Source organism: Ruegeria sp. CDSA021 (assembly GCF_059612325.1).
On the sequence record NZ_JBXWQJ010000003.1, the window covers coordinates 196,463 to 216,256 of the forward strand.

Below are 19,794 nucleotides of genomic sequence, written 5' to 3' on the forward strand. Positions count from 1 at the left end.
ACGTGGCCCCGGTCTTGTCGCCACTTATGAGGGCATAACATGCGCTGGATAGATGTACCGCCAGTTTGGTTGATCGCCTTTGCTGTGGCGGCCTGGATGCAGGCAAAGTACCTGTCGTTCGGCTTGTCCCTTGAAAGTGGTTTTACCGATCTGCTCAGCGGCGTGCTGATCGGTGGCGGGATCTTGATGGCAGTTCTGGCCGTGGTCGAATTCCGCCGTCACCAGACAACCGTAATTCCCCATGAAACACCATCGTCGATGGTCCAGTCGGGCATCTACAAGTGGAGCCGAAATCCGATCTATGTGGGTGACGTTCTGATTTTGGCCGGTCTTGTGCTGCGGTTTGACGCCGTGTTGTCTCTGGTTCTTGTACCGGTCTTTGTCTGGGTGCTGGAACGCCGGTTCATCCTGCCGGAAGAAAACCGCCTGCGCCGAACATTCCGGGCTGACTTTGCCCGCTATGAGCGTAAGACCCGGCGATGGATCTAGGGTGATGCTCTTTTTGATTTCACATAAAAAATGCTGCACTTGCGAAATAATATTGCGCAGGATACATCTTTGCTTAACAAAGAATACCGACCACCCGCTCAGACAGAGTAAGAATTAGGGGGACTGCCAGTGAAGATAGGCACGCCAAAAGAAAGACTGGACGGTGAGAACCGGGTTGCGATGACACCTGAGTCTGCCGTGCAATTGCAGAAACTGGGCTATGACTGCCTGATCGAAAAGGGGGCAGGTGCTGCTGCGGGCTTTTCGGATGCTGCCTATGAAGCCGCAGGTGTCGAGGTCGTAAAAACGGCAGCGTCGCTGTGGAAGGCTGCCGACATCGTCGCCAAGGTGCGCATTCCGACCGAAACCGAGATGAAGCGTCTGACCAAGGGTAAGACACTGATTTCCTTCTTCAATCCTGCGGGCAACGAAGAAGGAATGGAGCTAGCAAAGTCCAAGGGTGCCAACGTCATCGCAATGGAAATGGTGCCACGTATTTCACGTGCCCAGAAGATGGACGCGCTTTCTTCGATGGCCAATATCGCGGGCTATCGCGCGGTGATCGAGGCAGGCAACAACTTTGGCCGCTTTTTCACCGGTCAAGTAACGGCTGCCGGTAAAGTGCCGCCTGCCAAAGTGCTGATTGTGGGCGCGGGTGTGGCTGGCTTGGCCGCCATCGGAACCTCGACCTCGCTGGGTGCGATCACCTATGCGTTCGACGTGCGCCCCGAAGTGGCCGAACAGGTCGAATCGATGGGCGCCGAGTTCGTCTATCTGGATTTCGAGGAAGACCAGCAGGACGGTGCGGCCACCGGCGGCTATGCCTCGGTCCAGTCCGAGGAATTCCGCAACGCGCAGCTGGCCAAGTTCCGCGAACTTGCTCCGGAAATAGACATCGTAATCACCACCGCGCTGATCCCGAACCGCGAAGCGCCTGAGCTTTGGACCAAGGATATGGTCGAGAGCATGAAGCCGGGTTCGGTTATCGTTGACCTCGCGGCGGAAAAAGGCGGCAACTGCAAGCTGACCGTCGCAGATGAGAAGATCGTGACCGATAATGGCGTGACCATCATCGGCTATACCGACTTCCCCAGCCGGATGGCAGCGCAATCTTCGTCGCTTTATGCCACCAACATCCGTCACATGATGACCGACCTGACGCCTGAAAAGGACGGTCAGATCAATCACGACATGGAAGATGACGTGATCCGCGGCTCGACCGTGACGCATGAGGGTGAGATCACCTTCCCGCCGCCACCACCCAAGGTGCAGGCGATTGCGGCGCAGAAGAAACCGGAAGTCAAGGAATTGACCCCGGAAGAGAAAAAAGCGCAAGAGATTGCAGCCTTCAAGGCGCAGACCAAGCAGCAGTTCACCTTGCTGGGGGGGGGCGGTGCGCTGATGCTGCTGGTGGGGCTAATTGCTCCGGCCAGCTTCATGCAGCACTTCATCGTCTTCGTACTGGCCATCTTTGTGGGCTTCCAGGTGATCTGGAACGTCTCACATTCGCTGCACACACCGCTGATGGCGATCACCAATGCGATCTCGTCGATTATCATCGTCGGGGCCTTGATGCAGATCGGGTCGGGGTCGTTCCTGGTCATTCTGCTGGCGGCGCTGTCCGTCTTCATGGCCGGGATCAACATCTTCGGCGGCTTCCTCGTAACCCGGCGCATGCTCGCCATGTTCCAGAAATCTTAAGGAGGCCGGGCACATGGATTATGGCTTCACTACTGCCGCATACGTTGTTGCGGCTGTCCTTTTCATCCTTTCGCTCGGCGGTCTGTCGAACCAGGAAAGCGCGAAACGCGCGGTCTGGTACGGCATCGTCGGTATGGCACTGGCGGTCTTCGCCACACTTGTTGGCCCCGGTTCCGGTCTGTGGCTGCTGTCGTTGCTGCTGATCGCGGGGGGCGGCCTGATCGGTCAATATGTGGCGCAGCGCGTCCAGATGACCGAGATGCCGCAACTGGTCGCTGCGATGCACTCGCTGGTTGGTCTGGCGGCTGTGTTTGTGGGTTTCAACGCGCATTTCGAGATCGGCAACGTGGCGCAGGTCATGGCAATCGCGGATTCCGCGAAAGAGGCTGATCTGCATGATCTGGGCGCTTTTGCCAAGCTGATTGCCAAGAAGACACCGGCGGAACTGGCAATCCTGCACGTGGAACTGTTCCTGGGCATTTTCATCGGTGCGATTACCTTTACAGGCTCGGTTGTGGCCTATGGCAAGCTGGCGGGCAAAGTGACGTCGGTGGCGACCAAACTGCCCGGTGGCCATGCGCTGAACGCCACGGCTGCAGGTCTCTCGCTGATCTGCCTGGTCTGGTACACTTCGACCGGCGGCTTCTTCCCGCTGTTCCTGATGACCTTGGCGGCGCTGTTCATTGGCTATCACCTGATCATGGGTATCGGCGGTGCTGACATGCCGGTGGTTGTGTCTATGCTGAACAGCTATTCGGGCTGGGCGGCTGCGGCGATCGGTTTCTCGCTGGGCAACGACCTGCTGATTGTGGTCGGTGCGCTTGTGGGTTCGTCGGGTGCGATCCTGTCCTACATCATGTGTAAGGCGATGAACCGGCATTTCGTCAGCGTGATCCTGGGTGGCTTTGGCGGCCCGCAAGGCGAGCAGATGGCCGTTGAGGGTGAACAGATCGCAATCGAGGCTGATGGCGTCGCTGCGGCTCTGAATGACGCCGACAGCATTGTCATCATCCCCGGCTACGGTATGGCGGTGGCTCAGGCGCAGCAGTCAGTCAGCGAACTGGTCCGCAAGCTGCGCGCCAAGGGCAAGAACGTGCGTTTTGCAATCCACCCGGTTGCCGGTCGTCTTCCAGGACATATGAACGTTCTGCTGGCCGAGGCAAAGGTTCCGTATGACATCGTTCTGGAAATGGACGAGATCAACGACGATTTCCCTGACACGGATGTGGCCATCGTCATTGGTTCCAACGACATCGTGAACCCAGCGGCGCAGGAAGACCCAAACAGCCCCATTGCTGGAATGCCGGTTCTGGAATGCTGGAAGGCAAAGCAGGTGTTCGTATCGAAACGCGGCCAGGGCACCGGCTATTCAGGCATCGAAAATCCGCTGTTCTTCAAAGAGAACACTCGCATGTTCTATGGCGATGCCAAAGCATCGTTGGACAAGCTTTTGCCGATGATCCATTGAGCCAGTAGCTGTAATCAAATTGCAAAGGGCGCCTGAGGGCGCCCTTTTCTTTTGTACTGGAGGAGGCTTTGCCTCCTGACCCCCAGGATATTTTTTAGCCAGATGAAGCCGTAGCACGTGGTATGATTGGGTGATGGATCAGGAGGTCGATGATGCAGAAGGTGAATGGAATAGGCGGTGTGTTCTTTCGGGCAAAGGACCCACAGGCGTTAAGCGCTTGGTATCAGACTCACTTAGGTGTTAATCACTACGATCCCGCACCTTGGAAGCAGCGTGAAGGTTATACGGTATTTGCCCCGTTTGCGCAGGATACCGAGTATTTCGGGCAGGCAGATCAACAGTGGATGATCAATTTCCGTGTTGATGATCTGGCTGCGATGATAGCGCAGTTGCAAGCTTCGGGAATCAGGGTCGAAACCAATCCGGACTGGAACAGTGAGGTTGGGAAATTCGCCCGCATTCATGATCCGGAAGGCAATCCCATTGAGCTGTGGCAGCCAAATCAATGAGATAGCAGATTTGTATACCATTGTATCCCTGTAAGTATATGAAATAAAAAGAGAATTGATGTAAATCCTTTGTGTCGTATAGTGCGCGGGATGAGGCGGAGCACTGAATGACACCGATAGATGACCATCCCCTTCGCTATGCGTTGGCCAATGAGTTGCACGCGCGACCGTTCCCGGTCGCATCAATGCCCTGTACGGTGACCTTTCTGGCGATCAAGAAACCGGAAGCTGCCGTCGCCCGTGACAGGCGTGAGGATTTGGCCCATTTGATCAACCTTCTGGATCGCCATGGTGCACAGCATCCGCAGCCTGATGCCACACATTACGCGGGTCAGATCGGTAGACATTGGCTGAAATGGGAGCAACACACAGAGTTTGTCACCTATACTGCAATCGCGCAGAACGTGAGCGACCGCGCGTTCAACCCGGCCGATTTTGAAGTCTTTCCGCCGGATTGGCTGATGGCCAGCCCGGGGCAAAGGGTCACGTCTGTGATGGTTCGCGTGATAGAACGTGAAAGTGACGATGCGATTAAATCCAAATTGCTGGATTGGTTCGAGCCTGAAAGCCTGGCTGTGGCCAGGGTGTTGGATGATGCCGCCGTGTGCGCGAGCGATTTTCGTATTGATCCGGCAGGTCACATGCGCTTTGCGATGTTTGTGGCCGAGGGGACGGGTCGGCGTCGGACGGGGCGGGTTCTCCAACGCCTCTGCGAGATTGAGACTTACAAGGCGATGTCCATGTTGGGTTTCGCACGCGTTAAGCAACTGATGCCGCGTATCGGAGAATTGGACGGGCAGCTGACCCAGTTGATGGGGCAAATGACCGACAACACGGCCCAGCCTGACGCGCTTCTGAAGGATCTCTTGTCGACGTCGATTGAACTCGAAACATTGTCAGCCCGGTGTTCGTTCCGGTTCGGAGCAACGGGTGCATACGAAGCTATCGTTAACCAGCGGATTGAAGTGCTGCGCGAAGAGCGGTTCCAGGGCGGTCAGAATTTTGCCGATTTCATGATGCGGCGCTATGACCCTGCGATCCGTACCGTAAAATCCACTGAACGCCGTCTTCAGGCATTGTCCGACCGGGCCATCCGTGCGGGCGAGTTGTTGCGGACCAGGGTGGATGTGGAGCGCAGTGAGCAGAACCAGGCGCTGTTGGAAAGCATGGACCGTCGGGCCGATCTGGCCTTGCGGCTGCAACATACGGTCGAGGGGCTTTCTGTTGTTGCCATCAGTTATTACGCGGTTTCTCTGGTGAGCTATCTTCTGTATCCGCTGACGGCTTCGGGCATCAGCAAGGGTATGTTGACAGCGGCAGTTACAATCCCCGTTGTGACCGGAGTATGGTTCGCAATCCGACGGATCCGTAAGCGGCTTGGTTGAGCGTCAATTGCCAAATCTTGCTGGACCTGTAGAACAGGGGCGTTTGGCGAGCGGCATGAGGGTTTTCGGTGACTACCATATTTGCAGCATGGCGGGCTGTTGCCGCCATGTTTATCCTCAACGGAGCTCTGTTCGGTATCTGGGCGTCGCGCATTCCAGCCATGCGCGACCAATTGGATCTGTCGCATGAGGCGTTGGGCTACGGGCTCTTGTTTATGGCGGCGGGTGCAGTCTGTTCTTTCCCCATTACAGGGCGGTTGACGGACAGCTTTGGTGCGGTTTCGATCACCCGCGTCATTGCCGTTCTTTACACGCTGTCGCTGATCTTGCTTGCCTTGGCTGGAGGGTTCTGGGGGCTTGCAGCCTTCTTGTTTGTCTTTGGTGCCTTCCACGGATCCATGGACGTTGCAATGAACGCCTGGGCGGCCGAAGTCGAGCAGGCATACGACAAGCCCATGATGTCTTCGTTTCATGCGATGTGGAGCCTTGGGGCCGGACTTGGCGCGATCAGCGGATACCTCGCGGTGCAATTGGGGCTGACCGTTCTTGTGCATTTCCTTGTGGCAGGGGGAATCGTTGTCGGTCTCGCTTTGGCAATGTCCAGGGTGCGTTGGACGTCAAAAAGATCGGAAGGAGCACGCGGAAAGGTTTTTGCGCTGCCATCCGGGGTGTTGGTTCTGGTTGGGTTTACAGCCCTGTGCGGCGCGTTGGGCGAAGGGGCCGTTGCAGATTGGAGTGCGATCTTTCTGCGTGACATAACGGACGCAACTGAAAGCGTTGCGGCTCTGGGCTACGCAGTCTTTTCTGTGGCCATGGTGGCGTGCCGCCTTGGGGGGGCCATCGTGATTACTCGGTTCGGTCCCGTTTCTACAGCCCGTTTCGGGGGCATTTGCGCCGCGCTGGGTGTATTCGGAGTGGTTTCAGCGGTGACACCGCTGCCTGCACTGGCGGGCTTTGCTCTGATGGGGGCGGGGTATGCCGTGATCATGCCATTGGCGTTCAGCCGTGCGGCGGGCGATCCGGACGTTCCGCCGGGGCAGGCCATCGCAAGTGTCGCAACACTGGGATATGGGGGGTTGTTGATCGGTCCGCCGTTGATCGGGTTTCTGGCCGAGTTGTTTGGCCTACGTCTGGCGTTCTCGGTGTTGTTGCCGTTGGCAATTCTGATCGTTTTGTCAGCCGGCGCGCTGAGGCGCGCCGACTGAGATTGGCTTAACGTCCGCGTATACGAGGATCCAGCGCGTCGCGCAGGCCATCGCCCAGATAGTTGACGCTGAGAACGGTCAACGAGATTGCCAGACCGGGCCAGAACACACGCTCGGGGTACTGCTGCAGGTAGTCGACCCCATCGAACAGCAAGCGCCCCCAGGTTGGGAAGTCGGGTGGGAAGCCCAGCCCAAGGAAGGACAGCGCGCTTTCGGTGATGATCGCCGTGGCAATCCCCAGCGTCGCCGACACCATGATTGGGGACAGCACGTTGGGTAGAATGTGCCGCGTGATGATCTGCGAGTTACTGGTACCGATGGACCGGGCGGCCAGAACGAATTCACGCTCTTTAATGGCCAATACGTCGCCGCGCACGATCCGTGCCGTGGGCATCCACGATGTAATGCCAATGGCGCAGACGATCAGGATGAATATCCCGCGCTCAAGCCCGAATGCTGCGGACAGAGGCTCGCGGAACAGCAGCATCATGACCAGTAGCAGGGGCAGCAGGGGCAGGGCCAGAAACAGATCGGTCAGGCGCATAAGCGGCCCGTCCAGCCGTCTGAAAAACCCGGCCAGAACCCCGATGAACGATCCCAGAAACAGCGCCAGCAGCATCGCGGTGATGCCCACGGAAACCGAGGTTTGCCCGCCTGACATCATGCGTGCCAGAATGTCCCGGCCCAGTTGGTCGGTGCCGAACGGGTGCGACCAGCTTGGGCCCTGATTGCGCGAGCGGATGTCGATCTGCGTCGGATCAATGCTCCAGAGATATGGCCCCAGATAGACACCTGCAACGATGAAGAAGAACAGGATCGCCCCCAGCATCGCGCCCTTGTGGGTCTTGAACTGATCCCACACATCGCGCCATTGGCTGCGGGGTGGGGTTGCCAGCTCTTCCATCACGTCCGCCGTCGGCAGAGCGGTAGAGGCCGGGGCTAGTCCTTCATCCGGGATCAGCGTGTCTGATTTGTCATGATCAGTCATAGCGAATCCTCGGGTCCAGAATGCCGTAGAGAACGTCGGCGATCAGGTTGAACAGCACGATCAGCACGGCAAAGATGAAGGTCAGTGTTTGCACCATCGGCAGGTCGTTGGCCTGTATTGCGCCGATCAACAACTGACCGATGCCGTTCACTTTGAACACCTGCTCGGTGATGATGGCGCCACCAAAGATGGCCGGGATACCCAGCGCAATAACGGTAACCACCGGGATCATCGAGTTGCGCAGGACATGGACCATAACCACGGTGTATTCGCTGAGCCCCTTGGCGCGCGCAGTGCGGACGTAATCTTGGTTGAGATTGTCCAGCATCGAGGCGCGCATGAACCGGCTGAGCTGCGCGGTGATCTGCAAGGCCAGAACCATGACCGGCATAATCATCTGCTTTAGTTGCAGCATAAAGCTGTCCCAGCTGTTCACCACAAGAGTGGTATCATAGATCGACGGAAACCAACCCAGTTGCACTGAGAAGATCACGATCACCAGAACGCCCGAGAAGAAGGGCGGGACCGAGAAGCCGACCATAGACACGAATGTGCCCATCTGGTCGAACCAGGAATACTGGCGGTAGGCCGAATAGATACCGATCGGCAGCGCGATCAGGATGGCAACGATATAGGCGGTGCCGACAACCCACAGGGTCTGCGGGATACGCTGAACAACGATGTCCATGACCGGCGAACGGGTCTGCCAGGAAATCACGCGCAAGTCGCCTTCAGAGAAGGTGGTGCCGAACATTGCGTCGATCAGAACCTGCGGTTCAATCCAGAAGAACTGTACGATCCATTTCCAGAACCGGATATGCATCGGTTGGCCAAGGCCCAGGGCCTCGCGCATCTTCTCTTTGACTTCGGGGGGGACAGTGAGCGGAACCTGCGCCATCGGATCGCCGGGTGCGAGTTCGAGGAGCAGGAAGATGACGAGGCTGATGAACAGCAGTGTTGGAACGGCCAGCACCAGTCGTCTGATTGTAAAATTGAGCATTAAGAGGCGCCTTTATATGCGTCTTCTTGTTGGGGTGGTGTGCAAATGACCGCGCCCCGATAACGATCGGGGCGCGGCTTTGCAAGATCAGTGCTTAGGAACCGGTTTTGCGGTACCAGTCCGCAATGTTCCAAAGCTCGCTGTCCCAAACGTTCAGGACAACGCCACCCAAGGTGTTTGCGTGCGCCGACAGACGACCACGGTGAACCAGCGGGATCATGCCGCCGTTTTCAACCATGATGTCGTTCAGCTTTTTCGCGATCTCGGCGCGGGCTTCCAGACCGGCAGTTTCGGCCAGCTGACCATGCAGCTTGTCGAACTCTTCGTTGCAGAAGCGGCTGATGTTTTCACCCTGCCACTGTGTGTCGGGGCGAGGGGCTTTATCACACAGGCCGTTGCCCAGATAGGACTGCGGGTCGGTGCCGTTGAAGGTATTGGCGTACATCTCAACGTCCGCATAGAACTTCTGGAAGGTGTCAGGCGAACCCGGGTCACCACCAAAGAAGACCGACGCGTTGAGGTTGCGCAGCTCGGATTCGATTCCGATCTGGCTCCACCACTCTTTGACCAGTGCCTGGAAGTCCTGACGGACAGCGTTGGTCGAGGTCTGGTAGACGATTTTCAGAGGAACGCCGTCTTTTTCACGCACGCCGTCGCCGTCAGTGTCGACGATACCGGCATCATCCAGCAGTTTCTTCGCGCCTTCGATATCCTGTGTGTCGCAGGTCATCGATGTCGAGTTGAACGCAGCCGGAGCAGGAACCCAGTTACAGGTTACTTTACCTGCCTGACCATAGCCGATCTCAACCAGCAGCGGGCGGTCGATGGCCATGGACATGGCTTTGTAAACCGCGGGGTCTTGCAGGAACGGGTGCGGATGCGCAGCTGTCGAACGCTCACCCTCCGGCAGATCGGGCGACGGATTGGTCTGGTTCAGCATGATACGCTCGACCAGTGGACCGAAGCCAGCAACGGGTGTACCTTTGCCGCCTTCCTGCATCTGCGCGATCACTTCGGGTGCCAGTTGCAGGTTCCAGGCATAGTCAAACTCGCCTGTTTCCATGACCGCGCGGCCCGCAGCGGTTGCATCGCCGCCACCTTTGAAAGTCACGCTCGCAAAGGCCGGCTTGGCCGGATCGCGATAGTTGTCGTTGGCAGCGAAGGTGATCACGTCGTTGGGTTTGAACTCGGTGACGACAAACGGGCCGGTGCCAATCGGGTTGAAGTTCTGATTGGTGCACTCAGGTGCCTTCGCGCCCACACAATCGGCGAACTGAGCGGCTTGAATGATCGGGCTCTCACCACCTACGAAGGGGCCATAAGGGAAAGGAGTCGGAGCATCGAACGTGACTTTCACAGTCAGGTCGTCCACGGCCTCAATCGAGGTGACGCCTTCGAACTTTGTGACCTGCGCACAGCCACCTTCGGGGTGCATGCAGTAATCAGCGGTGAATTTCACGTCCGCCGAGGTGAAAGGTGAGCCATCCGACCAGGTGATTCCCGGAGCAATTTTCCAGGTGATCGAGGTCAGGTCTTCGCTGACGCCGCCGTTTTCAACAGTCGGGATTTCCGCCGCGAGGAACGGAACCATGTTGCCGTCTTGGTCATAGCGCGCGAGCGGTTCGATCACCAGCGACGCTGCTTCCACATCTTTTGTGCCGCCCGACAGGAATGGGTTCAGGATCGACGGGGCCTGCCAATAGATGATGCTGACATTGCCGTCCGACCCGCGCTCAGCAAAGGCCACCGGGGCCATTGCCGTGCTTGCAATCGCACCAAGCAAAAGGGTTTTGATTTTCATAGTTTACTCCCGAATTGGACACGTTTGTGTCTCGATTATTTCCGCAAGGCCTGCGGACTTGGCGTTGCTGCCTTGGGCAAGGTTTTGATCGATAACGATAATAGCTCTAACGTGTTTTAACGCGTGCTCTCCCCAAAGCAGTTACGATGGGTATCGAAACAGAACTTAAAAAAAATGCAAGTGGTGCCGTCGCGAAAATGTGTAATGGGTTTGACTTTTCCCGACAGCCCACCGTAGCGTTCGGCACTCAGAACAAAAATGACAACGTCAGGGGAGCGTGCGCGTGCTGGATCAGCCTATTGCACAAATCAAAAAACTGCGGGTGGAATTTCAGACCAAGGACGGCCCTGTCGTCGGCGTCGAGGACGTCTCGTTCGAGGTCAATCCGGGCGAAACTGTTTGTATCGTTGGCGAATCTGGCTCTGGAAAGTCTGTGTCATCGCTGTCTCTGATGCGGTTGGTCGAATTCGGCGGGGGCGAGATTGCGGGTGGCGAACTGTTGTTTGATCGCCGTGATGGCGAAGAGATGGACCTGTCCAATGCCGATCAGGATCTGATGAAACAGATTCGCGGAAACGAGATCGGGATGATCTTCCAGGAACCGATGACCGCCTTGAACCCCGTTTTCACCGTCGGACGTCAGTTGACCGAAGGGTTACGCATCCACAAGGACATGTCGAAATCCCAGGCCGAAGAACGGGCGCTGGAACTGTTGCGCCAAGTGCGGATCCCCGAACCCGAGCGCCGTTTGCAGCAATATCCGCACGAGCTGTCAGGTGGGATGCGTCAGCGTGTTGTCATTGCGATGGCCATGGCGTGCGAACCGCGTCTGTTGATCGCGGATGAACCTACCACAGCTCTAGACGTAACCATTCAGGCCGAGATTCTGGCTCTGATGGACCGGCTCAAGCGGGAAACCGGTACGGCGGTGATGTTCATCACCCATGACATGGCTGTGGTTGCGCAGATGGCGGACCGTGTGGTGGTCATGTTCCGCGGCAATAAGGTCGAAGAAGGCACAGTCAAAGAGATCTTTGAAAACCCGCGGCATGACTACACCAAGGCCCTGCTGGCAGCAGTTCCGAAATTGGGTGAAATGCAGGGTAAATCCGCGCCTGAGCCAATGAAACTGCTGGGTGTGGAAGGGCAGAACATCGCGCCGATCCCCGGGACTGAAGAGGTTCTGTTGACCGTCAAGAATCTGACGACGCGCTTTCCGGTCAAGGGCGGGCTGCTGCGACGCACGATTTCGAACGTTCATGCGGTCGAAGACGTGTCATTTACGCTGAACAAAGGTCAGACCCTTAGCCTTGTGGGTGAATCCGGTTGCGGCAAGTCTACGGCGGGGCGCTCGATCCTGCGGCTGGTCGAGCCGCTGTCGGGCGAAGTCAATCTGGATGGCGTCGACATCAAGAAACTGGATCCGTCCGGATTGCGCAAGGCGCGGCTGGACATGCAGATGATCTTCCAGGATCCGTTCGCCTCACTGAACCCGCAGATGCAGCTGGTGGACCAGGTGGCCGAGCCGATGCGCAATTATGGTGTTGCGTCTGGGTCGGAGCTACAGGACCGCGTGGCACAACTGTTCGACAAGGTGCAGTTGCCGCGCAGTTTCATGCGCCGCTTCCCGCATGAAATGTCGGGCGGTCAACGCCAGCGGATCGCGATTGCCCGGGCCTTGGCCCTGAACCCAAAGCTGATCATCGCGGATGAAGCGGTTTCCGCTCTCGACGTGTCGGTACAGGCGCAGGTGCTGAACCTGATGATGGAGCTGCAATCCGAACTGGGCCTGTCCTATCTGTTCATCAGCCACGATATGGCCGTTGTCGAACGGGTCAGCCATTATGTAGGGGTCATGTATCTGGGTCGCATCGTCGAACTTGGCCCGCGCGCTCGGGTATTCGAGAACCCGCAGCACGCCTATACGCAGGCGCTGATGAAGGCGGTTCCAATCGCGGATCCGAACAAGCGGAAATCGGAAAAGGACCTGAACTTCAAACCGATCCCGTCTCCGATCCATCCTGTCGGTCACATGCCGGAACCTTCTAAATATCGCGAGGTTGAGGCGGGTCACTTCATCTTGACGACGGACAGCGGATACTAATCCCAATGGCAAAACGCCTGACGCCGCTTGAGATCATGACCAAGCTGATCTCTTTTCCGACTGTAAGCCGTGAAACCAATCTGCCACTGGTGGATTGGGTTGAGGAATACCTGCAAGTTCATGGGATCGAACCGCATCGTTGGCCAGATCCGGATCAACCGCACAAGGCCGCTATCTTTGCGCATGTTGGTCCATTGGAAGAGGGCGCGGTGATTCTTTCTGGCCATACCGACGTCGTGCCGGTGGATGGGCAGCCGTGGGATACGGACCCGTTCACCGTGACCGAGAAGGACGGCAAGTATTTCGGACGCGGCACCTGCGACATGAAAGGCTTTGATGCACTGGCCATATGGACCCTTGTCGAAGCACATCACGCAGGGGTCCAACGACCATTGCAGCTTGCGCTCAGCTTTGATGAAGAAGTCGGCTGTACCGGCGCGCCGCCGATGATCAAGGCGATGCAGGAGGTTCTGCCGAAAGGTTCCGCCGTGATCGTGGGTGAACCGTCGATGATGCAGGCCGTGACGGGGCACAAAGGCGGGTTTGGCTTTGACACGCACATCATGGGATTCGAAGTTCATAGCTCGATCATGCATACAGGGGTAAACGCGATCATGGAGGCTGCGTCTCTGATCGATTGGGCGAACCAGCAGAACGCCGAGAACATGGCGACAGAACCTAGCCCGATCGCCTCTGTGTTCGATCCACCGTGGACGACCTGTCACGTCGGCATGATTGAAGGTGGCACAGCCCATAACATCACGGCCAAAGATTGCCGGTTCATGATGGATTTCCGAACCGTACCGGATGAAACCAAATCGCAATGGCAGGATGCGTATTTTCAGCAGGTGCGCGCGATTGAGGCTCGTATTCAGGCTGTGCGTCCGGAAGCCCGTATTGAGCTGTCTGAAAACTTCGCGATTCCGGGGCTTGTGCCTGAACAGGACGGCGAGGCCGAAGCTTTGGTGCGCGTGCTAACCGGGGACAATGCAAGTCACGTTGTCAGTTATGGGACGGAGGCGGGCCAGTTTCAGGAGGCAGGGTATTCTGCTGTGATTTGTGGGCCGGGCGATATTGCGCAGGCCCACCAGCCGAATGAGTTCATCTCGATTGCGCAGTTCGAAGCTGGGCAAAAGTTCATGCAGCGCCTGGTTGAAAAGCTGGGTACCTGATCCGACGTAAAGCAGTGACGTTAGTCAAAAGGGAGATCTTGAGATGCCCGTGAAAAACAGACTTGCGGAAATGCACGGCGAGATTGCCAAGTGGCGTCGTCACCTGCATGCGCATCCTGAGCTAATGTATGACGTCCACGAAACTGCAGCATTTGTTGCGGACCGCCTGAAAGAGTTTGGTGTAGACGAGATTACTCCGGGGATTGGCAAGACAGGCGTGGTCGGCGTTATCAAGGGGCGCACGGATACACAGGGGCGTGCCATTGGCCTGCGGGCTGACATGGACGCGCTGCCGATTGAAGAAGCGACAGGGCTGGACTACGCCTCGACCGTTTCGGGTAAGATGCATGCCTGCGGGCACGACGGGCATACCTCGATGCTGTTGGGGGCCGCGCAGTACCTGGCGGAGACGCGCAACTTCGATGGCAATGTGGTTTTGATCTTTCAACCAGCCGAGGAAGGTGGCGCAGGGGGGCTGGCCATGTGTCAGGACGGCTTGATGGAGCGCTGGGGCATTCAGGAAGTCTACGGTATGCACAACATGCCCGGCCTGCCCGTGGGTGAGTTTGCCATTCGACCCGGTGCGTTGCTGGCCTCATCTGATGAGTTCGAAGTCACTGTTACGGGCAAGGGCGGGCACGCTGCCGCACCGCATGACGCAGTGGATACGACGCTGGTTGCCTCGCATATCGTTGTTGCATTGCAATCCGTGGTGTCGCGCACGGTTGACCCGATCAAGCGCGTTGTGTTGACAGTCGGAACCTTTGAAACAGACAGTGTTGCGTCAAACGTGATTGCGCACACTGTACGTTTGCAGGGTACCGTTCGGACGCTGGATCCCGAATACCGCTCAATCGCGGAAGAACGGGTGCGCCGGATTGCCGAAGATACGGCCTCGGCCTTTGGAGCAAAGGCAGAGGTCGTCTGGACACCGGGATATCCTGTGACCGTGAATTCCGAGACAGAGACAACATACGCGGCCGAAGCGGCGGCGGCTGTTGCGGGCAAGGTCAACGACAGTACGGACCCGATCATGCCGTCTGAAGATTTCGCCTACATGCTTGAAGAACGGCCCGGAGCCTACATCTTTATCGGGAACGGGGACACGGCCATGTGTCATCACCCGGAATACAATTTTGACGACGACGCGATCCCCGCCGGCTGCAGTTGGTTTGCCGAGCTTGTGGAACGACGATTGCCCGTCGCTTAAATCAGGGAGAATGCCATGCCGATCAAAAACCGCCTTGCAGAGATGCACGCAGAAATCACCGGGTGGCGGCGTGACATTCACCAACACCCGGAAATTCTGTACGATACACACCGCACAAGTGCGCTGGTGGCTGAAAAGCTGAAGGAATTCGGCTGTGACGAGGTCGTAACCGGTATCGGCCGCACCGGCGTGGTTGGGGTCATTCGCGGTAAAAGCGACACGCAGGGCCGTGCGATTGGTCTTCGCGCCGACATGGACGCCCTGCCGATGCAGGAGCAGACCGGGCTGGGCTACGCCTCGAAAACAGCAAATGCGATGCATGCCTGCGGGCATGATGGGCACACGGCGATGGTTTTGGGAGCGGCAAAGTACCTGACTGAAACGCGCAATTTCGATGGCACTGCAATCGTGATCTTTCAGCCCGCCGAAGAGGGCGGGAATGGCGCCGAGGCGATGTGCAAAGACGGTCTGATGGACCGGTTTGGCATTCAGGAAGTTTATGCGATGCACAACGTCCCGGGCGTAGAGACTGGGCAGTTTGCCATCCGCTCGGGCCCGCTGCTGGCCGCAGCGGACGAGTTTGACATCCATCTTGAAGGGCGCGGGGGTCACGCGGCGAAACCGCATGAGACAGTTGATACGACGGTGATGCTGTCGCAACTGATCGTAGCGCTGCAAACGATCGTGTCGCGCAATGCGGATCCGATCCTGCAAGCCGTGCTGTCTGTGACCTCGGTCGAGACGTCCTCGAAAGCGTTCAACGTAATCCCGCAATCGGCGCAGATACGCGGCACGGTCCGGACCCATTCCAACGAGATGCGCAATCTGATCGAACAGCGCCTCAAAGAGGTGGCCGAAGGGGTCGCTGCGACTTTTGGCGGATCGGTGAACGTCAACTATACGCGCGGCGTTCCCGTGACGATCAATGCCGAAGCTCAGACGGGATTTGCCGAAGAAGCCGCAGTCTCGGTTGGGGGCAGTTGCATCGATGCGCCGATGGTGATGGGGGGCGAAGACTTCTCGTTCATGCTGGAAGAACGGCCCGGAGCCTTCATCGTTCTGGGCAATGGCGACAGCGCCGGGTTGCACCATCCCGAATACAATTTCAACGATGAGATTATCCCGATCGGGTGCTCATGGTTTGCAGAAATGGTCGAGCGCCGGATGCCGGCAGCTTGAATTAGGAGAGAGAAGATATGCCAGTCAAAAACCGCTTTGCCGAATTGCAGAATGAGATCACCGCATGGCGCCGGGACCTTCACGAGAACCCGGAAATCCTGTTCGAAACCCATCGCACCAGCGCAGTTGTGGCCGAGAAGCTCGAAGAGTTCGGCTGTGACGAGGTCGTCACCGGAATTGGCCGAACAGGTGTTGTGGGTGTGATCAAGGGTAAGTCGGACAACAAGGGCAAGGTGATTGGCCTGCGCGCGGATATGGACGCGCTGCCGATCCACGAGGCGACTGGACTGGATTATGCCTCGAAAACGCCGGGTGCCATGCATGCGTGTGGCCATGATGGACATACGGCGATGTTGCTGGGCGCGGCGAAATACCTGTCTGAAACCCGCAATTTCGATGGCACCGTTGTTGTGATCTTCCAACCTGCGGAAGAAGGCGGCGGCGGTGGTCGCGAAATGTGCGAAGACGGCATGATGGACCGCTGGAACATTCAGGAAGTTTACGGAATGCATAATTGGCCGGGGCAGCCTGTCGGCAAGTTTGCAATCCGTCCGGGCTCGTTCTTTGCCGCGACCGATCAGTTCGACATCACTTTTGAAGGACGCGGTGGTCACGCGGCCAAGCCTCATGAGACGATAGATGCGACGGTGCTGGCTGCGCAGGCGGTTTTGACGCTGCAAACCATTTCCTCGCGCAACGCGGACCCGATCGATCAGGTTGTGGTTTCTGTGACGTCGTTTGAGACCTCATCGAAAGCCTTCAACGTGATCCCGCAGACCGTTCAGATCAAAGGAACCGTGCGTACGATGAGCAAGGACATGCGCGACTTGGCTGAAAAGCGGATCAACGAGATTTGCAACGGCGTTGCGGCCACATTCGGTGGCACCGCTGATGTGACCTATATCCGTGGGTATCCGGTGATGGTGAATAGTGACGAGCAGACGGAGTTTGCCGCCGATGTTGCCCGGTCGGTGTCCGGAGATTGTAACGATGCGCCGTTGGTCATGGGCGGAGAAGACTTCGCCTTCATGCTGGAAGAGCGTCCGGGTGCCTATATCTTGGTGGGCAATGGCGATACGGCCATGGTTCATCACCCGGAGTACAATTTCAACGATGAAGCCATTCCGGCCGGCTGTAGCTGGTGGGCGGAGATTGTTGAACAGCGGATGCCAGCAGCCTGATGAGCAGGGTGGGGGCTCTGCCCCCACACCCCCGGGATATTTCTAGCCAGATGAAAATGGATCCTGTGTGTGCAGATCAAGCTCTGTACAGAGGGTATCGATGACCGCTTCCAGAGCATCTGACTGCGTGTTTACGCAGGATTGGGCTGCTTGTTGCGCGGATTGCAGAGCGTCCTGGTCCGACAACCAGTTTGCCACGATTTCGGACAGGTCAGCAGCGGTTTTTACTTCGACTGCACCGCCGGCTGCGATCAGCGGGGCAAAAGTTTCAGCAAAGTTGAAATACCCCGAGCCGGTGATCACGGCAGCCCCGGCCTGCGCCGGTTCAAAGGGATTGTGGCCTCCGATTTCCTTCAGAGACCCGCCAAGGAATACGATCGGACACAGCGCGTACCATGTTCCGGTCTCGCCCAATGTATCGGCCACGTAGACTTGCGTGCTTTCGTGGATTGCTTCGCTTTTGGAGCGGAAAGACGCCGTCATCCCGGCATCTTGGATCAGCGTGGCGACTTCACTTCGGCGTTCAGGGTGGCGCGGTATTAAGAGCAACAGCAGGTCAGGCCACCGCTCGAGCAAGGTTTTGTGCGCGGCCAGAACGATTTCTTCTTCGCCTGCGTGGGTTGAGCTTGCGATCCAGACGGGACGGTTTGCGATCTGCGTCTGGATGTCTTGCAAAGTACCCTGATCCACGGGCAACGGATCTGACATTGCCTTGAGGTTAGTGCCTGGAAGCACGCGGTTCGGCGCTGCGCCAATGTCGATCAGGTTAGTTGCGGTTTTGTCATTCTGGGTCAGAAACAGGTGGAATTTGGACAGGATAAAGTGTGCGGTGTCCGGGCGTTTTTTCCAGCCCGCGACGGACTTGTCCGAAAGTCGCGCGTTCAAAAGCGCCAATGGGGTGTTCCGCTGATGACTTTCCACGATCAGTTGCGGCCAAATCTCGCTTTCCACAAAAACACCCGCGTCTGGCTGCCAATGGTCGAGGAAGCGTCCTACCGGGCCTGCAGTGTCCAGCGGCGGATATTGATGCCGCGTTCGTGGGGGCAGGCGTTTGGCAATCAGGGCGGCCGAGGTAGGGGTGCCGGAGGTGATCAGGAACTCGGCATCTGGCAGGCGGTCTCCCAGCCGTTTGATCATGCTGAGGACCGACAGGCTCTCGCCGACACTGGCGGCGTGAAACCAGATCAGACGCCCGGAAGGGCGGGGCAGGCTGGCATGGCCAAGCCGTTCCTTCTGGCGGTTCTCAGGCACTTCTGCTGCGCGCAGTTTGTTGCGCACGATGCGCCATGCCAACGGCTGGGCAAGAGCAGTGAAGCCGCAGTACAGCCGGTACAGCAGCGTCGGGCGGTCGCTTGCGCCGTGCATGTCAGCCGCCTGTGTGGCTCATGTGACGGCTCATCTGACCATCGACTGCCTGGCGGGAATAGTCGAAGTCATGCCCCTTGGGCTTGAGATTGATTGCAGAACGGATCGCTTCTTCAAGCGGCAGCTCAGTATCCGGATGATCGCGCAGCGAAGCCCGAAGGTCGGCCATATCCTCCTGACCGAGGCACATGTAAAGCTCACCCGTGCAAGTCAGGCGCACTCGGTTGCAGCTTTCGCAGAAATTATGTGACAGCGGTGTGATGAAACCGATCTTCTGACCCGTTTCCTCCAGCCGGACATAGCGGGCCGGGCCACCGGTGCGTTCAGCCAGATCGGTGACCGTATAGTGGTTTTCGTATTCCTTGCGCACGTCCTTGAGAGACCAGTATTGATCCAGGCGGTCTTCGTTGCCGATGTCGCCCATGGGCATGACCTCGATCCAGGTCAGGTCCATGTCACGTTCGGCGCACCATTCCGTGATCTTTGGCAGTTCAGGTTCATTGAACCCTTTGAGAGCAACGGCGTTGATCTTGATCCGCAGGCCCGCTTTTTGCGCGGCGTCGATGCCGTTGAGGACCTGTTTCAGACGTCCCCAGCGCGTAACCTCGGCGAATTTGTCATCGTCCAGCGTATCCAGTGAGATATTCACGCGCCGCACGCCAGCCGCATACAAGTCCTCCGCTAAACGGTGTAGTTGCGAGCCGTTCGTTGTCAGCGTCAGTTCCTTCAACGCGCCACTGTCCAGGTGACGTGTCATAGAATTGAAAAAACTCATGATATTGCGGCGCACAAGGGGTTCGCCGCCCGTGATTCGCAGCTTTTCGACCCCCATCTTCACAAAGGTCGAACACATCCGGTCCAGCTCTTCCAGCGTCAGCAGGTCTTTCTTGGGCAGAAAGGTCATGTTCTCGGACATGCAATACACACAGCGGAAATCGCAGCGATCTGTGACGGAGACGCGGAGATACGTGATGGCGCGGGCAAATGGGTCGATAAGCGGAGCTGTCATGACGTAATAGGTAAAGCCGGAACCTGCC

Annotated in this window: 16 protein-coding genes; 11 read left to right on the plus strand and 5 right to left on the minus strand. The window is 57.5% G+C overall.

Annotation, left to right across the window (positions count from 1 at the left end; genetic code table 11):
• Window positions 1–39: 39 nt before the first annotated feature.
• From AC2FLD_RS05375 to AC2FLD_RS05400, 6 genes are all read left to right on the plus strand, one after another.
• Window positions 40–489: a methyltransferase family protein gene (locus AC2FLD_RS05375; protein ID WP_496667833.1), complete on the plus strand. Its 450-nt coding sequence runs from the start codon at window positions 40–42 to the stop codon at window positions 487–489.
• A gap of 129 nt (window positions 490–618) precedes the next feature.
• Window positions 619–2,190 carry a Re/Si-specific NAD(P)(+) transhydrogenase subunit alpha gene (locus AC2FLD_RS05380; protein WP_496667834.1) on the plus strand — a complete coding sequence of 524 codons (1,572 nt, stop codon included), beginning with the start codon at window positions 619–621 and terminating at the stop codon, window positions 2,188–2,190.
• 13 nt (window positions 2,191–2,203) lie between these two features.
• Window positions 2,204–3,658 carry an NAD(P)(+) transhydrogenase (Re/Si-specific) subunit beta gene (locus AC2FLD_RS05385; RefSeq protein WP_496667835.1) on the plus strand — a complete coding sequence of 485 codons (1,455 nt, stop codon included), beginning with the start codon at window positions 2,204–2,206 and terminating at the stop codon, window positions 3,656–3,658.
• A 152-nt stretch (window positions 3,659–3,810) separates the two neighbouring features.
• Window positions 3,811–4,167, plus strand: coding sequence for a VOC family protein (locus AC2FLD_RS05390; RefSeq protein ID WP_050603017.1), 357 nt, complete (start codon window positions 3,811–3,813; stop codon window positions 4,165–4,167).
• A gap of 107 nt (window positions 4,168–4,274) precedes the next feature.
• On the plus strand, window positions 4,275–5,552 hold the full coding sequence (locus AC2FLD_RS05395; protein ID WP_496667836.1) for a DUF3422 family protein: 1,278 nt from the start codon (window positions 4,275–4,277) through the stop codon (window positions 5,550–5,552).
• 68 nt (window positions 5,553–5,620) lie between these two features.
• Window positions 5,621–6,757 carry an MFS transporter gene (locus tag AC2FLD_RS05400; protein ID WP_496667837.1) on the plus strand — a complete coding sequence of 379 codons (1,137 nt, stop codon included), beginning with the start codon at window positions 5,621–5,623 and terminating at the stop codon, window positions 6,755–6,757.
• Window positions 6,758–6,764: 7 nt separating this feature from the next.
• On the opposite strand, the gene AC2FLD_RS05405 is transcribed toward AC2FLD_RS05400, so the two are convergent.
• The 3 genes from AC2FLD_RS05405 to AC2FLD_RS05415 form a co-directional block, all read right to left on the minus strand.
• Window positions 6,765–7,745 (minus strand): ABC transporter permease, encoded by a 981-nt coding sequence (locus AC2FLD_RS05405; RefSeq protein ID WP_050602798.1) that lies wholly within the window; start codon window positions 7,743–7,745, stop codon window positions 6,765–6,767.
• On the minus strand, window positions 7,738–8,745 hold the full coding sequence (locus AC2FLD_RS05410; protein ID WP_496667838.1) for an ABC transporter permease: 1,008 nt from the start codon (window positions 8,743–8,745) through the stop codon (window positions 7,738–7,740). The genes AC2FLD_RS05405 and AC2FLD_RS05410 overlap by 8 nt, the downstream gene beginning before the upstream one ends.
• A gap of 94 nt (window positions 8,746–8,839) precedes the next feature.
• Window positions 8,840–10,546, minus strand: a complete 1,707-nt coding sequence (locus AC2FLD_RS05415; protein WP_050602796.1) for a peptide ABC transporter substrate-binding protein — start codon at window positions 10,544–10,546, stop codon at window positions 8,840–8,842.
• 283 nt (window positions 10,547–10,829) lie between these two features.
• Here AC2FLD_RS05415 and AC2FLD_RS05420 point away from each other — a divergent pair, with 283 nt between their 5' ends.
• From AC2FLD_RS05420 to AC2FLD_RS05440, 5 genes are read left to right on the plus strand one after another with little or no spacing between them, the layout of a single operon-like run.
• Window positions 10,830–12,650 (plus strand): ABC transporter ATP-binding protein, encoded by a 1,821-nt coding sequence (locus AC2FLD_RS05420; protein ID WP_050603016.1) that lies wholly within the window; start codon window positions 10,830–10,832, stop codon window positions 12,648–12,650.
• Window positions 12,651–12,655: 5 nt separating this feature from the next.
• Complete coding sequence (gene argE, locus AC2FLD_RS05425; protein WP_496667839.1) at window positions 12,656–13,822, plus strand: acetylornithine deacetylase; 1,167 nt, start codon at window positions 12,656–12,658, stop codon at window positions 13,820–13,822.
• Window positions 13,823–13,865: 43 nt separating this feature from the next.
• Window positions 13,866–15,032, plus strand: a complete 1,167-nt coding sequence (locus AC2FLD_RS05430; RefSeq protein ID WP_050602794.1) for a M20 aminoacylase family protein — start codon at window positions 13,866–13,868, stop codon at window positions 15,030–15,032.
• A gap of 15 nt (window positions 15,033–15,047) precedes the next feature.
• On the plus strand, window positions 15,048–16,211 hold the full coding sequence (locus AC2FLD_RS05435) for a M20 aminoacylase family protein (protein ID WP_496667840.1): 1,164 nt from the start codon (window positions 15,048–15,050) through the stop codon (window positions 16,209–16,211).
• Between the two features lie 17 nt (window positions 16,212–16,228).
• Window positions 16,229–17,392: a M20 aminoacylase family protein gene (locus tag AC2FLD_RS05440; RefSeq protein ID WP_496667841.1), complete on the plus strand. Its 1,164-nt coding sequence runs from the start codon at window positions 16,229–16,231 to the stop codon at window positions 17,390–17,392.
• 42 nt (window positions 17,393–17,434) lie between these two features.
• Here the strand turns inward: AC2FLD_RS05440 and AC2FLD_RS05445 are convergent, their stop codons facing one another.
• A complete protein-coding gene (locus AC2FLD_RS05445) occupies window positions 17,435–18,757 on the minus strand; it encodes a 3-deoxy-D-manno-octulosonic acid transferase (protein ID WP_496667842.1) in 1,323 nt (440 codons plus the stop codon).
• Window position 18,758: 1 nt separating this feature from the next.
• Window positions 18,759–19,766 (minus strand): GTP 3',8-cyclase MoaA, encoded by a 1,008-nt coding sequence (moaA, locus tag AC2FLD_RS05450; RefSeq protein WP_496667992.1) that lies wholly within the window; start codon window positions 19,764–19,766, stop codon window positions 18,759–18,761.
• Window positions 19,767–19,794: the final 28 nt, after the last annotated feature.